General features: G+C 51.7%; 14 protein-coding genes and 2 pseudogenes. 14 read left to right on the plus strand and 2 right to left on the minus strand.

What is annotated here, in order from left to right:
- Positions 1-87 precede the first annotated feature (87 nt).
- Positions 88-1377 (plus strand): hypothetical protein, encoded by a 1290-nt coding sequence (locus WH37_RS25345; protein ID WP_046233440.1) that lies wholly within the window; start codon positions 88-90, stop codon positions 1375-1377.
- 6 nt (positions 1378-1383) lie between these two features.
- On the opposite strand, the gene WH37_RS25350 is transcribed toward WH37_RS25345, so the two are convergent.
- Positions 1384-2070, minus strand: coding sequence for a Crp/Fnr family transcriptional regulator (locus WH37_RS25350; protein WP_052737204.1), 687 nt, complete (start codon positions 2068-2070; stop codon positions 1384-1386).
- 210 nt (positions 2071-2280) lie between these two features.
- Between WH37_RS25350 and hemG the strand changes: the two genes are divergently transcribed.
- Both hemG and ric read left to right on the plus strand, forming a co-directional pair.
- Positions 2281-3741 (plus strand): protoporphyrinogen oxidase, encoded by a 1461-nt coding sequence (gene hemG, locus WH37_RS25355; protein WP_414812325.1) that lies wholly within the window; start codon positions 2281-2283, stop codon positions 3739-3741.
- 106 nt (positions 3742-3847) lie between these two features.
- A complete protein-coding gene (gene ric, locus WH37_RS25360) occupies positions 3848-4555 on the plus strand; it encodes an iron-sulfur cluster repair di-iron protein (RefSeq protein ID WP_046233441.1) in 708 nt (235 codons plus the stop codon).
- A gap of 63 nt (positions 4556-4618) precedes the next feature.
- Here ric and WH37_RS25365 read toward each other — a convergent pair whose 3' ends face one another.
- The gene (locus WH37_RS25365; protein WP_046233442.1) at positions 4619-5344 is read right to left on the minus strand and encodes a Crp/Fnr family transcriptional regulator; all 726 of its coding nucleotides are present in this window, start codon (positions 5342-5344) and stop codon (positions 4619-4621) included.
- 224 nt (positions 5345-5568) lie between these two features.
- Here WH37_RS25365 and mobA point away from each other — a divergent pair, with 224 nt between their 5' ends.
- From mobA to WH37_RS25420, 11 genes and pseudogenes are all read left to right on the plus strand, one after another.
- Positions 5569-6189: a molybdenum cofactor guanylyltransferase gene (gene mobA, locus WH37_RS25370; protein ID WP_052737205.1), complete on the plus strand. Its 621-nt coding sequence runs from the start codon at positions 5569-5571 to the stop codon at positions 6187-6189.
- A gap of 181 nt (positions 6190-6370) precedes the next feature.
- Positions 6371-7411, plus strand: a complete 1041-nt coding sequence (locus WH37_RS25375) for a hypothetical protein (protein ID WP_046233443.1) — start codon at positions 6371-6373, stop codon at positions 7409-7411.
- Positions 7398-9575 carry a molybdopterin oxidoreductase family protein gene (locus tag WH37_RS25380; protein ID WP_046233444.1) on the plus strand — a complete coding sequence of 726 codons (2178 nt, stop codon included), beginning with the start codon at positions 7398-7400 and terminating at the stop codon, positions 9573-9575. Before WH37_RS25375 ends, WH37_RS25380 begins: the two co-directional genes overlap by 14 nt.
- Positions 9572-10135: a 4Fe-4S dicluster domain-containing protein gene (locus WH37_RS25385; protein WP_046233445.1), complete on the plus strand. Its 564-nt coding sequence runs from the start codon at positions 9572-9574 to the stop codon at positions 10133-10135. Before WH37_RS25380 ends, WH37_RS25385 begins: the two co-directional genes overlap by 4 nt.
- Before the next feature lie 69 nt (positions 10136-10204).
- Positions 10205-10738 carry a Rieske 2Fe-2S domain-containing protein gene (locus WH37_RS25390; protein ID WP_046233446.1) on the plus strand — a complete coding sequence of 178 codons (534 nt, stop codon included), beginning with the start codon at positions 10205-10207 and terminating at the stop codon, positions 10736-10738.
- Positions 10728-10913, plus strand: coding sequence for a hypothetical protein (locus tag WH37_RS25395; protein ID WP_046233447.1), 186 nt, complete (start codon positions 10728-10730; stop codon positions 10911-10913). The genes WH37_RS25390 and WH37_RS25395 overlap by 11 nt, the downstream gene beginning before the upstream one ends.
- Positions 10910-12055: pseudogene (locus WH37_RS25400) on the plus strand (nitrate/nitrite transporter); the annotation flags it as partial. The gene WH37_RS25395 and the pseudogene WH37_RS25400, both read left to right, overlap by 4 nt.
- A gap of 138 nt (positions 12056-12193) precedes the next feature.
- On the plus strand, positions 12194-12547 hold the full coding sequence (locus WH37_RS25405; protein ID WP_052737206.1) for a hypothetical protein: 354 nt from the start codon (positions 12194-12196) through the stop codon (positions 12545-12547).
- Positions 12544-12840 (plus strand): hypothetical protein, encoded by a 297-nt coding sequence (locus tag WH37_RS25410; protein ID WP_156182364.1) that lies wholly within the window; start codon positions 12544-12546, stop codon positions 12838-12840. The genes WH37_RS25405 and WH37_RS25410 overlap by 4 nt, the downstream gene beginning before the upstream one ends.
- A 221-nt stretch (positions 12841-13061) precedes the next feature.
- Positions 13062-13187 (plus strand): annotated as a pseudogene (locus tag WH37_RS35735) (sugar kinase); the annotation flags it as partial.
- A 147-nt stretch (positions 13188-13334) separates the two neighbouring features.
- Positions 13335-15053: an ABC transporter ATP-binding protein gene (locus tag WH37_RS25420; RefSeq protein WP_046233451.1), complete on the plus strand. Its 1719-nt coding sequence runs from the start codon at positions 13335-13337 to the stop codon at positions 15051-15053.
- Positions 15054-15055: the final 2 nt, after the last annotated feature.

Genomic DNA, 15055 nt, shown 5'->3' on the forward strand with positions numbered 1-15055 from the left:
AGGTGGAATGCTGGATTGCTGGATTGCTGGCAAGCAGCGGGCGAATCGCTGCTCGCCGGCCCATTTTAAACGAAGGAGGGGGAAAGCTTGCCCAAAAGCTGGATTCATCTAACGATTGGTTATTTCCTTGTAACGGCGGTAACGGGCCTGCTGATGCGCAGTATGGCATTTGTCTCGCTGCCTGGGCTGCGTTACGATTATTTGCTGCATGCCCATTCCCATTTGGCGCTGCTCGGCTGGGGGTATATGGCGCTGTTTTTATTGCTGCTTGCCGTCTTTTTCAACCCTGTCAACGGCAGTGAGATCAGCGTCTTCAAGGAAATGAAAATCCGTGTGATGCTGGTGATAACGCAGCTGACACTTGCCGGAATGTTTCTTGCCTTCTGTATCCAAGGGTATGCCGCCGTATCGATCAGCTTCTCGACACTGCAAATTTTGCTTTCCTACTGGTTCGCCGGATGGGCATGGAGCCGGTTAGGAGCGCTTGCAAGAAAAGGAGCAAAACCGGAACGAGGAACAGGCCCACATCCGGGCACGAGACAGCCGCTCTCCTTTCTGTTCGTCAAAGGCAGTCTCCTTTGTCTCGTTATTTCCTCACTTGGCCCTTGGGGGCTTGCCCTGCTGAGTGCCAATGGACTGAAAGGCAGCCCGCTATATGAAGCGGCGATTTATTTTTATTTGCATTTTCAATATAACGGCTGGTTTACGCTCGGCTTGTTCGCGGTACTGCTGCGGCTGATGGAACAGCGACAAATCGCCTATTCTGTGAAAATCGTCAGGCTTCTGTTTTGGCTATACCTGCTGGCGATGCCGCCTGCATTTCTATTATCGGTGCTCTGGCTGAAAATAGGGCTGGCCGCCCAGCTCGCCGCAGCGCTCGCTGCCGTCATTCAGTGGGCGGCTATTGCGCTTTTTTGCGCCGTCCTGCTTAAAGCCCGCTTCGCCTTATCCGCCGTATTCACAGGCTGGGCGGCACGTTTGCTTGTGCTAGCGCTGCTGCTCGCGGCGGTCAAGGCGACGCTTGAGCTTGGCCTGATCGTACCGCAGCTGGCGGAGGCGATTTATCAGTCGCGCAGCATCGTCATTGGTTATTTGCATCTGACGCTGCTCGGTTTTGTAAGCTGCCTCTGCCTAGCGCTTTTTCTCCAGCAGGGCTGGCTGAATGGGAGGGGGAGAGCGGTACATATCGGCTATGTGAGCTTTATTGCTGGTTTTATGCTGAACGAGCTGACGTTATTTTTACAGGGCTTATTCGATTGGACGGGGCGCGGGGCTCTTGTATTCGTACAGGAAGCCGTCTGGGCGGCAAGTCTGATTATGGTGACGGGCATCCTCATATTCTGGGGAAAAAGAAAAGCCGCGCAAGTGCAAGGCTAACCGCCTTCACTTGTGCGACCAGGTTTTTAATGCTTCATAGTCATGAATCAGGTAGCCGCTCCGCTGCGGCTCCAAAATACCTTCCTTACGCAGCTGGTTAATGAGCCGATTGACCGTTTCCCTCGTCGTGCCAATCGTATTGGCAAACTCCTGATTGGTCATCGGCACCTCGACATGGACGATGCCGCCGTGCTCCGTTCCATAATTTTCTGCAAGCTTGAGCAGGAAGGACACGCCGCGGTCTTGCACATCCTGACCCGTGAGCTCCTGCAATTTTTCCTGAAGCTCCATAATTTTACCGCTGAGCACCCGCATTACTTTGATCGCAATCGCCGGGGTATTCGTCATCAACTGCTCAAACGCATGAATGGGAATGGCGAGCAGCTGCGTCTCCATAATCGCTTCTGCCGTTGCCGGGTACGGGTGCTGGTTGAAAAAGCCGGTATGAGGGAACATGTCCCCGGTTTTGAGGAAGGACATAATATGCTCATTGCCGTTTTCATCGGTTTTATACGTTTTGATCAGCCCGTTCTGGACGAAAAACACGGCCTCTTTATGGCTGCCCTCCGTAAAAATAGCGGTCCGTTTGCGGTATGACCGGGGAATGACGATAGCCCATATTCGGGCCAGCTCATCCGGCGTCAAATCGCGAAATAAAGAAATTTGGCGCAAAAGCTCCATTTGCTGCTGCATCGCCGCACACCTCCGTTTTTTCCATTATACCTCAGACGATTTGGACGTTATGTGACGCTAGTCACAAGTCTAGTCTATCGCTTAGGCAGCCTCTCTCGCTGTCCCTTCCCTAGCCTCAATCTGGCGCCGCATGTTTTTCCAGTCGTATGACGCATATCACATCCGCTGCGTTTCCAGCATGGTATCGTAAATCTGGACAGAGGAAGGGGGATGGCAGCAGTGGGAGAAGCGCCTAAGCAAATCATCATTATTGGGGGCGGCATAACGGGCCTCAGCGCCGCCTTCTACATGCGAAAGCTGCTTGCTGGGCAGCAAATATCGGCAGAAATAACCCTTGTTGAAAAAAGCAGCAGCCTTGGCGGGAAAATAAAAACGCTGCGCCGGGATGGCTTCCTCATCGAGCAGGGGCCGGATTCGTTTATGGCGCGCAAGCAGCCCATACTGGATCTGACGAGAGAGCTTGGCCTTGAGAGGGAGTTGGTAGCGGCTAATCCGAAAGCGAAAGCAAACTATATTTTGCATAAAGGCAGACTGCATCAAATGCCTATGGGGCTTATGCTCGGCATTCCGACGGAAGTGACTCCGTTTATAAAAACCGGTTTATTGTCGCCGCTGGGCAAGCTTCGCGCAGCCTTTGATTTGTGGCTGCCGAAGCGAGGTACGACCGGGGACGAGTCCTTGGGCGGCTTCATTGAGCGGAGGCTTGGCCGTGAGGTGTTGGAGCAGGTTACAGAGCCGCTGCTGGCGGGCATTTATGCGGGAGATGCCAAAGCGCTCAGCCTGCAAGCGACCTTCCCGCAATTTCGGCAGCTGGAGCAGCGGCATCGCAGCTTGATTTTGGGTATGCTCGCCAGCAAGAAGCAGGCGCGTGAAATGCCGAAGGAGCTGCCGGAAATCGCCCGCCGCAGCCTATTTCTCACGTTTAAAGGCGGGCTTGGAAGCTTGATCGAGCGTCTGGACGAGCAGCTGAGCTCTATCCGCAGGCTGACCGGACAGGCGGTCACGGAAGTGAGGAGGGAAGGGCGTCGTTATCAGGTTAGGCTTGAGCATGGGGAGGAGCTGCAAGCGGATGGCGTTATAATGGCGCTGCCTGCTTACGAGGCAGCCGTTTTGCTGGAAGAAAGCGCGGAAATACAAGCTCAGACGCAAAGACAAATACAGACGCTGAGGGATATTCCCTATGTATCGGTTGCCAATATCGCATTAGCCTACAGGCCGCAGGATATCAAGCTTCCACTGAACGGCTCCGGGTTTGTGGTGCCGCGAAGCGAGGGCCGAATGATAACTGCATGCACCTGGACGTCGTCGAAATGGCTGCATACGGCACCGGAAAATCATATTTTACTGCGGGCTTATATCGGACATGCGGGGGCGCAAGCCTGGACGAAGCTCACGGATCGCCAATTGCTGGACGCCGTACGCCAAGATTTGCAGGCGATAATGGGCATTACAGCTGAACCGCTTTTTACGGAGCTGACCAGATGGGGGCGGTCGATGCCGCAGTATCCGGTGGGGCATCTGGAGCAGCTGGCCAAGCTGCGCGAGGGATTGGCGGTTAGCCATCCCGGCTTATTATTATGCGGCTCCGGTTATGAGGGAGTCGGGCTGCCGGATTGTATCGGGCAGGGAAGGCAAGCGGCTGAAGCGCTGCTGCCATTTTTCAAGCAGTGATCCTCATCACAAACACGCTAGCCAGCCTGCGCTATACTAACAGCAGCTCAAGCTTCATCATCATAAAAGGCCGGAGCTGCAACATTATTTTATGGAGGTGCGAAAAATGACCACATTTAACGGTACGGAGAAAATTGGTGAAATTGTAACGCGTTATCCGGGGGCAAGCAACCTGTTCCGAGCCTATAACATTGATTTTTGCTGCGGGGGCAATCGCTCGCTGCATACGGCGCTGCGGCAGCTGGGGACGGATGAAGCTTTGTTTTTAACCGCGCTCAATGAAAATTATGCCGAGGCCAGCAAGCATAAGGGCGAGGATATCGACTGGAGCAGCAGACCTTATACGGAGCTGATCGAGCATGTGATTCAGACGCATCATGTCTACGTCCAGCAGGAGCTTCCGCTGCTTAGTGAGTTTACGACAAAAATTTTGCGGGTGCATGGGCACAAGCAGGCTGATGTGCTGCCCCGGCTGCACCGACTGTTCCACGAAATGAAGCTGGAACTGGAGCAGCATCTAATCGACGAGGAGGAGCAAATCTTTCCGCTCATCCGCCAGTATGAACAGGAGCCATCCCCCGAGCTGCATCAGAAGCTGACAGCGGCGATAATGGAGCTTGAGTCCGAGCACAGCCAGGTCGGCGATCTGCTCAAGGAAATGCGCGCGGTTACGCATCATTACGAGCTTCCCGAAGGGGCATGCCGCACGTATACGTTAACCTTCCAGAAGCTGGAGGAGCTAGAGACCGATCTATTCCAGCACATCCATTTGGAAAATAATATTTTGTTCCCGCGCGTTCTTCAGAGCGCATAACTTCATTTGAATAGAACAGAAAAAAAGCCTTCCTACTGGTCAAACCATTGCAGGAAGGCTTAGTTAAATGCGGCAAACTTCCTTCGGACATTGCTCGCAATTGCAAATCGATTTCAGATGCTCGGTGTCTTTCAGCACGATATAACCGTGATCGAACGACAACACCTCTTGTTTTTTCAGCTCGCCGAGCATGCGGTTGACGCTTTCCCTAGCTGCGCCGATATAATCAGAAAGCTCGGTATTCGTTATTTTTTCTGAAATCAGCACGCCATCCTCCGTTTGCTTCCCGAAAGAGTTCGCCAGCCGAATAAGCGTCGAGGCTAAAGCGCCCTGCTTGCCATATAGCACGAGGTCGCGGAATTTAGTCTGGGTCTGACGATGCATAAGCCCCATCCACTTCATAAATTCAATCGCCAAATCACCATGCTGCCATAATAAAATTTCCAAATCGCTTTTTTGAATAACGCCGATGGTGCAGTCCAGCACGGCCTTTGCGCTTGAGCTGTGGCAAGTAGGCTTGAAAGGATCGAACTGCCCGAGGATATCACCTGTTTGATATTGCGAGAAGACAAATTCCTTGCCGTCAGTATTGTGCTTAATCAGCTTAACGCGGCCTTCCATAATGTAATAGAGCTTGTCGTCGGCATCGCCCTCCCAGAAAATATGGCCTCCGACAGGAATATGATGGGTATACATAATTTCTTTAAGTTTCTCAAAACCAGTCTGTGAAAAACAAAACGTATTGCATACGGTTTGCGTATAGGGTCTCGCGACTGTCACTTGTTTCATCCCAAATTACCGCCTTTGCTGCTAGTATAGCGGGACTATCCGCTTGAAATAGCTTACTCCCAATGTAACAGAAGTCCATCACTGTCAGAGTGACTAAAATCACACATTGGCCATAAAAATTGCAAATAAAGCCTAAGAGAGTGATATTTGTAACAGTATCGCCTTATAAAACCTTCTATAATGTAGCCAGAAAAGGGTGTCCACTACAGAACGGAGGGACATATATGCTGACGGGAGCCATATTAGCCGGCGGGCAAAGCCGCAGAATGGGCGGTCGCCATAAAGGTCTGCTTCCTTTTGTAAACGAAAGCATTGTCGAGCGGCAGATCCGTACGATGAAGCAGCTTTGCGCTGAAGTCATTTTGGTCACGAATGACCCGCGAAGCTTTTTGCCTATTCTAGGCAGCAGCATTCGCATCATTACGGATTATATTCCAGGCAAAGGTCCGCTTAGCGGCATGCATGCCGCCTTAACCTTAGCGACGCATTCGGACATCTGGGTCGTGGGCTGCGACATGCCGCTTATTTCAAGCGTGGTGGCCGAGCAGCTGTGGAAGGTGAAGCGGGAGCGTCGCTCTGCGGCGGCGATTCCATCTGCGGCTGGCAAGCTGCATCCGCTGCATGGCGTCTATGATAAGCGAAGCGCTGGTGAAATTGAGAAGCTGCTCGATATAAAAGAATACCGAGTGATGACGTTTTTGAACCGGATTTGCTATTACGGTGTAGATACGCAGCAGCTCGAACAGTCGGATGAACAGCTCAGCTGTGTGACGAATGTGAACACGCCTGAGGAGTATGAGCGTATCGTCAGCTTGTATGACGCAGCCTCGGCCTCTCAAACTTAAAATGCCTAACCTCAAACAGATGCTTTGAATTCAATTTTCCTTAACGCTGCGTATAGCGGAGGAAAATTGTTTTTTTTTGAACAAAAAGTGACAGAGGTTCTATTGTGATGGCAATCACAGCGATGCATCCGTCTGGAATGGTTTAATGAGGGCAGAAAACATCGAAGAAGGAGAATTTGCCATGGATCGAGCCTTTGCTTCCAAATTTGCGAAAATGTATTTCATGACCGTAGTAGCGCTGCTGATTCTCGTTTACGTCGGCACCCGATTTTTCACCCATATCGACCTTGCGCTTTACGGCTATATGGTGGGCACGTTCGTTTTTATCGGGGGATTTTTTTACCGCTTTATCGCCTGGGCTGAGCGCCCGCCAACGAAGCTGATTATGAAGAAGGGGCTCAAGCTGTTGTTTCGCAAAAGCACCCCGCAGACATCGGTCGAGCATCTGGGGACCTATCGTTTCATCTTCAAGCGCGGTGTTTATCGCTGGACACAGCACGTGCTGCTCGGCTGGGGCTGTATTCTGTCCTGCTGTGTAACATTTCCGCTGGTGTTTGGATGGATGTATTTTACGATGGGCGAAAATGGCCTGTATACCGTCGTCGCTTTCGGCATTAATGTGATGCAGGTAAAGGCGGACGGCTGGATCGCCTTCCTGTTCTACAACGCGCTGAACATTACCGCCTTTATGGTTATTGCCGGGGTGTGCATGGCGCTGTATCGCAGGCTTAACAATATGCAAGCGAAGGCGGAGCAGACTTTCACCTATGATTTTCTGCCGCTGTATTTGCTGCTCTTCATTAGCATTACGGGGCTGCTGCTGACGTTCAGCAACATTTTCCTGCATGGCTGGGGCCATCCGGTGATTTCTCTCGTGCATCAATGGTCGGTCATCCTTACGCTGATTTATTTGCCTTTCGGCAAGCTGGCGCATATTCCATTCCGTCCGATGAGCGTACTCGCCAAAAACTATCGTGAAGCTTACGGCGAGCAGCAAATGAAAGCCTGCAAAGTATGCGGCAGCAGCTTCGTATCTTCGGAGCAATCCAGCGATGTCATCCAGGTGCTTGCACAAAACGATATTTCCTTCGAGATGAAGGAAGGCTTCCATCTGGCCGAGCTTTGTCTGCCTTGCAGGCGCAAATACCGAATGTCCCGCTTTACGGGCATTCCGACACATGAAATCAAGGTCAAGGAGGCGAACCAGCATGCTAAAGGATAAGTTTCAGCAGAATATTGCGGGCAAGCATCATCCGAAGGAAAAGCTGGTCAAAACCCACTGCTCTTACTGCGGCATGCAGTGCGGAATGAATTTGCGGGTCGATACCGACAGCAATACGATTATCGGCGTGGAGCCAAGGTACGACTGGCCCGTCACACGCGGCAAAATGTGCCCGAAAGGCGTGACCGCCTATCAGCAGACGAACCATCAGGACCGGCTGCTAAAGCCGCTCATTCGGGACGATGCTTCGAAAAAAGGGACGAAGGAAGGCTTCCGCGAAGCTAGCTGGGACGAAGCCTATGATTTAATCGCCCGCCGCTTCAAGGAGCTGCAAGCCGAATATGGCAAGGACACGCTGTCCGTATTCAGCGGCGTCTCGATGACGAATGAAAAATGTTATTTGACCGGGAAATTCGCCCGTGTTGGGCTGCAAACAAGATACATTGATTACAACGGAAGATTTTGTATGGCAAGCGCGGCAGCGGGCTTCCTTCGGAGTTTTGGCATTGATCGCGGCTCAACACTGCCGTGGACAGATATCCATCAGACGGATTGCTTGTTCATCGCGGGCAGCAATACGGCGGAATGCCATCCAACTTCGATGTTCCGGGTCTGGGAGGTACAAAACCGCGGCGGCTATCTCATCGTCGTAGATCCAAGGGAGACGCCGATTGCCCGGAGAGCGGATGTCCATCTCGATCTAAGGCCGGGAACGGATTTGGCACTTGCTAACTGCATGGTAAATTTGCTCATTCAAAACGGGCATGCCGATCATGAATATATCGCTAATTACACCAGCGGCTTTGAGGAGACGCAGGAGATTGTGAAGGTTTTCACACCGGAATATACGAGTGAAATTACCGGGGTAGCACCGGAGAAGCTGATTCGGGCGGCGGAAATTTTCGGCAAGGCGCCGAATGCGATCGTCATGTTCGCCAGAGGCATTGAGCAGCAAGTTAAAGGCGCGGACAACGTCTCGGCCTACACGAATATGTGCCTCGTTACTGGGAAAATCGGACGGCCGAAATCGGGTGTAGCGACGCTTACGGGACAGGGCAACGGTCAAGGCGGACGCGAGCATGGGCAAAAATCCGATCTGCTGCCGGGCTACCGCAAGCTGACGAATCCGAAGCATGTGCAGGAGGTATGCGAGGTGTGGGGCATCACGCCGGAGGAAATGCCGCTGCCGGGCGTCTCGGCCTTTGAAATGTTTGAGCTGATGGAGCAGAAGACGATTCGCGGCATGTATCTGCTGTGCTCGAACCCCGCCGTGTCAGCGCCGCATCTCAATTATGTGCGCTCGGTATTGAAGGATCTGGACTTCATGGTATGCGCCGACTTCTTCTTGTCGGAATCAGCGGAATTTGCCGATGTCGTGCTGCCATCGGTGACGTGGTCGGAGGATGAAGGCACGGTGACGAATTTGGAGGGACGCATTATTAAAATCAACAAGGCGCAGGAGCCGCTGGGCGAATCGAAGCCGGATTGGCTCATTCATGTAGAGCTGGCAGAGCGGCTTGGACGCGGTGACTATTTCCGCCATTTGCAGACGGCAAGCCAGGTTGCAGATGAGTTCCGCCTCGCTTCCAAGGGCGGCTACGCCGACTATTACGGCGCCACTTGGGACAAAATCGACCGGCAGGATGGCGTGTTCTGGCCCTGCAAGGATGAAGCAGATACCGGAACGCCTTATATGTTCGAGGATCACAAATATTTTCATCCCGATGGACGGGCGAAAATTTGCGCGCTGCCTTACCGCCCATCAGCGGAGGAGCCTTGCGAGGAGTACCCGCTCCGCCTGACGACAGGCCGGGTTGTCTATCATTATTTATCGGGCAATCAGACGCGGCGGATTCCGTTTTTGCGGGATATGTGCCCGGAGCCGTACGTCGAGGTTCATCCCGAGACAGCGCAGCAGTATGGCATTGCGCATGACGAGGTTGTCAGACTGTTTACCCGCCGCGGCGAATGCTTTTATAAAGTGAAAGTGATTGAAGCGATTCGTAAGGATACCGTATTCGTGCCTTACCACTATGGCTATGAGCAGTCGGTCAATTTGCTGACGATTGCTGCGCTTGATCCGATGTCGCGAATGCCGGAATTTAAAGTCTGTGCCGCACAAATCACGAAGGTGCCCGCCGCTGCAAAGGAGGCGGCACGATGAAGAAGCTGCTGTATATCGAAATGGACAACTGCATCGGCTGCCGCAGCTGCCTCGCCGCTTGTACGCAATGCGGCGGTCACGACGAGCGCAACCGCAACTATGTGTATGACGTCAACCCGCTGGTGGATCGCCAGACGATCCCGCTCATGTGCCTGCACTGTGTCAATCCGGCGTGTGCGAGAAGCTGTCCGGCGCAAGCGATTCAAATTACAGAAGAAGGCGCGGTGTTGTCCGCGCTTGTCGAGAAATGCATTGGCTGCCAGAACTGTACAATTGCTTGCCCTTACGGCATTCCGAAATTTGATGAAGAGCAAAATTTAATGTATAAATGTGACCTCTGCTACGACCGGACGAAGGAAGGAATCCCGCCGATGTGCGCTTCCGTCTGCCCGACCAATACGCTGCAATGGATTACCGAGGAGGAGTTGGCAGAGAAGCAGGAGCGCCACAGACTAGGCAAATGGGTTTCCAGCCACCAGCCGTTCGAGCCGCTTGAAGGCGAGACGAATGTGAAGATCAGCCTTCCCGGCATTTTGCAGGGTGTCCAAAAACTATTTTAACTATAAATATAGCGAAGATTTTCTCTTATTATACGGCTTAGAACGCTAGTAGAAGGAGGTTCAGATGCAATGGACAATGAGGCAGGCAAAAACAATAAAGTGCCATTCGAAGAGGATAATTACACGCATAATATCCATAAAAACAATGAACGCCAGCTGGACCGCAGGGGCTTTCTGAAAACGATGGTTGGCGCAGCGGGCGTATTCGCCGTGTCCACGCTTCCGTGGGGCGGACTTGCCGCTAAGGAGCTGATGGGCTTTGGACAAAGCAGCCATCCGAAGAAGAAAATCGCCGATGTGCAGGCGCTGAAGGTAGGGGAGGCGGTAGAATTTCACTACCCCGGCGACCATGAATCAGCACTGCTGATCCGTCTGGGCGACAATAAATACAAGGCATATCAAAATGCCTGCACCCACTTGAAATGCCCGGTGTTCTGGAGCCGGGAGGAGGATCAGCTTGTATGCCCTTGCCATCATGGATTTTTCGACCCCCAATCGGGCAAGCCGACAGCAGGACCGCCGCGAAGAGCGCTTCCTGAGGTAGTGGTTGAAATCGAAGGCGGAGCGATTTATGCGACAGGGGTGAAGCGGTATGAAACGTAGCTACAGAGGCGTCATTCTGCTGAGCGTGGTGCTTTTTCTGAATATCGTCTGTACGCAGTATGTGGTCAATCATTATTTTCATGAAAAATATGAGCTTGTCCTCGTATTTGCTTTGCTGAATGTGCTGCTTTTCCCGCTTGCACTATGGATTTATAAGAAGGAGGTACGCAGATGAACGGAAATAAATCGCAGTTATGGATTCAAACGGGAAGCTTGATTCTTGGGTTTATGGTTTGGGTGATCCTTTCATCGCTCATTCCGTTTATTAAGGAGGATATCCAGCTGACATCAGGGCAGCTTGCCTGGGTAACGGCGATTCCGGTGCTGTTCGGCTCAGTGCTTCGGATTCCGGTCGGCTATTGGACGAACCGCTATGGCGCGCGCAAGCTGTTTGGGTTTAGTTTTCTCATTCTGCTTGCACCCGTCTATTGGGTCAGCCTGGCAGACAGCTTTGCCGATCTGATTATCGGCGGGATTTTCCTTGGCATCGGGGGAGCGGTGTTTTCGGTTGGCGTTACTTCTCTGCCGAAATATTATCCGAAGGAACGGCATGGCTTTGTGAACGGCATTTATGGCATCGGAAATTTGGGGACGGCGATTACGGCTTTTACCGCTCCCGTAGCGGCTAACTATCTGGGCTGGAGCAAAACAGTGCTGCTGTATCTGGTGCTGCTGGCCATATTCATCTTGATTAATTTTATGATGGGAGACCGCAATGAGCCGAAGGTGATGGCTTCTTTGTCGGAGCAGATTAAAGGGGTATACCGCAATGAAAAGCTGTGGGCGCTCTGTTTGTTTTATTTTATTACCTTCGGCTCTTTCGTCGCTTTTACGGTCTATTTGCCGAACTTCCTTGTCTCGCATTTTGAGCTGAGCAAGGTGGATGCGGGGCTGCGCACAGCTGGCTTCATCGTGCTGGCGACCATCATGCGGCCTGTCGGTGGCTGGCTCGGTGACCGTTTCAATCCATTTGCGATTTTGATGTTCGTGTTTGGCGGACTTACGCTGTCAGCGGTTGTCCTGTCATTCGCGCCATCCATCGGCATGTACACGGTTGGCTGCCTCATTATTGCGCTTTGTGCAGGTACAGGCAACGGGACGATTTTCAAGCTGGTACCGCTGTATTTCGTTAAGCAGGCGGGCATTGCAAACGGCCTGATCTCCGCTATGGGCGGGCTTGGCGGATTTTTCCCGCCGCTGCTGCTGTCCGTGCTGTTCAAATGGACGGGGCATTACGCGATTGGATTTATGGCGCTGTCCGAGGTTGCGCTGGCGAGCCTAATACTCGTCATTTGGTTGTTCTATCAAGAGAAGCTTGGTCAAGCTGAGCGCTTGATTCAGCAAAACGCTCAAAACGCTCAAAACGCTCACAGCGCAAGAAATAGGCTGCCGGGCGATATGGTCAAATCTTAAAGGTCAGGCTTCATTTTATAGATGCTCAGGGAGGGATTGACGATGAAATCGGAATTTATGCTGGATTTATGCTTCATCCGCAAGCAGGAGCAGGAAAGCTCATTTACTAAATCAATTGAAGCGCTGCTCCAGCAGCTGTTTGCTAAGAAATCCTCCTGGTTTCTGGAAGAGAAGCATGAGGGAGAGCTTGAGGTCGTCAATGCGGCGGTAAAAGGCTACAGCGACTGGGAAAAGGAAGAGGAGGTGCTGCTATTTATCGAGGAGCAGGCACCTGCAGAATTTTGGGATTGGATTCAGGGCTACCGGCTGGAGCTGGATTTGAAGCGGCCCGAGGAATGTCAGCATTGCGGCGAGCAAACGGCTCGTAAAAATGCCGGAGCAGGAGCGGCCTCATGATGGCGATGCAGCGTTTGGTTGGTGAGCTGATGCCGTATGAGGGCAGCCGCATTAAGGTATGGATGGAGGACCGCTCAGGCGAGCAGCAGACGCTGCCGAAGCCTTATACGCTGTTTAAGGTGGAGGCAGCAAGCGATGGAACGCAGTTGTTGTTTTATTTTAACAAGGAGCAGTTTCTGTCGGTTCCGGTTTTTGATGAGAAGCATACGCTGTTGGAGCAAACGCCGACTGGGCCGCGCTTTGTCTCGCATGATGAGCAGTCGCAGCTGCATTATTGGGTCTATTTTTTATAGATAAGTAAAGCCTTCGCTATAAAGCTCCAACGTCGCTGGGTTCGTGACGGCGGAGCTTGTTTTTATAATGTCGGTTTGACAGTATTGAAGGTATTAATTATCATTTAGATATTATCAATTTGACATTATAAAAAAGAAGCGGGGAACGAGCCATGTTTGGATTCGAATTCGTTAAGTTTCAACCTAGCGACTATGTCGATTCTCGCCGTACTGCCAAACAAGTGTCGCAGATGCCGGAAGACGGTGTTATTTTCAGCGATGGGGTAGAGAGTGATTTCCTTACTTTCCATTCAGGGCTTGAGGCGACGATTGGGCCTGCTGACCGTCAGGGACATCTCGTTATTTAAGCAAAGAGCGTAAGGGGCAAGGTGACGCAGGGCGCGATCCTTTTGGAAATCTATAGGGAGATTCACACGCCAGTCCTCAGCAATCATGTTATAATGAGCAGGAATACGCTTGTGAATCTAATCTAGAGATGAGAGAGTGATTTTGAAATGCTGCGTCGATTTTTTTCGTATTATCGTCCCTATAAGGGACTGTTCTTTCTTGATTTCGGCTGCGCCATTCTTGCCGGATTGCTGGAGCTGGCTTTCCCGCTCGCTGTCAGTCAATTTATCAATGATTTGCTGCCGAGCCAGAACTGGCCGCTAATCCTCGCTGCATGTGCGGGGCTGCTTGCCGTTTATGCGCTCAATACGATCTTGAACTATATTGTTACCTACTGGGGCCACATGCTTGGCATTAACATTGAGACGGATATGAGGCGCAAAATGTTCGACCATATCCAGAAGCTGAGCTTCCGCTTCTTCGACAATCACAAGACGGGGCATTTGATCGGCCGTATTACGAATGACCTGAATGATATTGGCGAAGTGGCGCATCACGGACCAGAGGATGTGTTCATTGCGGTTATGACGCTCATCGGCTCCTTCTCGCTAATGGCCTACATTAATCTGGAGCTTGCTCTTATGACCTTCATCATTATTCCGGTTATGGCTTGGCTGATTATCGTCTTCGGCGGCAAAATGAGCAAAACGTACCGTCGTTTGTTCGGCGATGTCGGCAACTTTAACGCCCGAATTGAAGACAATGTCGGCGGCATTCGCGTCGTTCAATCGTTTGCGAACGAAGAGCATGAGAAAAAGCTGTTTTCCGTAGACAACCAAAATTTCCGCCTGACGAAGCTGCTCGCTTACAAAACGATGGCGAAAAGCATTTCCGTCAGCTATATGATGATGCGTCTCGTTACGATTTTTGTCATGATTTGCGGCGCTTACTTTTTTATTCAGGGTAAGCTGGATATGGGTGAATTTATGGCCTTCCTGCTGCTCTCGAACATTTTCTTCCGCCCAATTGAGAAAATAAACGCGGTCATCGAAAGCTATCCAAAAGGCATTGCTGGCTTCAGACGTTACACGGAGATCATTGATACAGAACCTGACATTGAAGATCGGCCAAATGCGACGGAGCTCAAAAAAGTCGTCGGCAATGTACGTTTTCATGACGTGAGCTTTGGCTATGAAACGAATAATATGATTTTGCAAAAAATCAATCTGGATATTAACGCTGGAGAGACTGTGGCATTCGTAGGGCCATCGGGCGCAGGGAAAACGACGATTTGCAGCTTATTGCCGAGGTTTTATGATGTGGTCTCAGGCAGCATTACGGTAGACGGCAAAGATATTCGAGATATTAAGTTGGAATCGCTGCGCAAAAATATTGGAATCGTGCAGCAGGACGTGTTCCTGTTCTCGGGCTCGATTCGCGAAAATATCGCTTATGGCAACCTGAAGGCAACGGAGGAAGAAATCTGGGAGGCGGCGCGCCGGGCATCGCTTGAAGAGCTGATTCGAAAAATGCCTGAAGGGCTGGATACGATTATCGGAGAGCGTGGTGTCAAGCTTTCGGGCGGGCAAAAACAGCGCCTGTCGATTGCCAGAATGTTTTTGAAAAATCCGCCAATCCTCATCCTCGATGAAGCGACCTCGGCACTAGATACGGAGACGGAAGTCGCGATTCAGAAATCGCTGTCCGACCTGTCCGTAGGCAGAACGACGCTAGTCATTGCCCACCGCCTGACGACGATCAAAAATGCGGATCGCATCATTGTCGTCGACGAGAGCGGCATTGCTGAGCAAGGAAGGCATCAAGAGCTAGTTGCGGCCGGCGGCATTTACAGCAAGCTGCATCAGGCACAATACAGCACGGTCTAGCC

It is taken from the genome of Paenibacillus algorifonticola (genome assembly GCF_000971975.1).
GTDB classification, from domain to species: Bacteria; Bacillota; Bacilli; order Paenibacillales; family Paenibacillaceae; genus Pristimantibacillus; species Pristimantibacillus algorifonticola.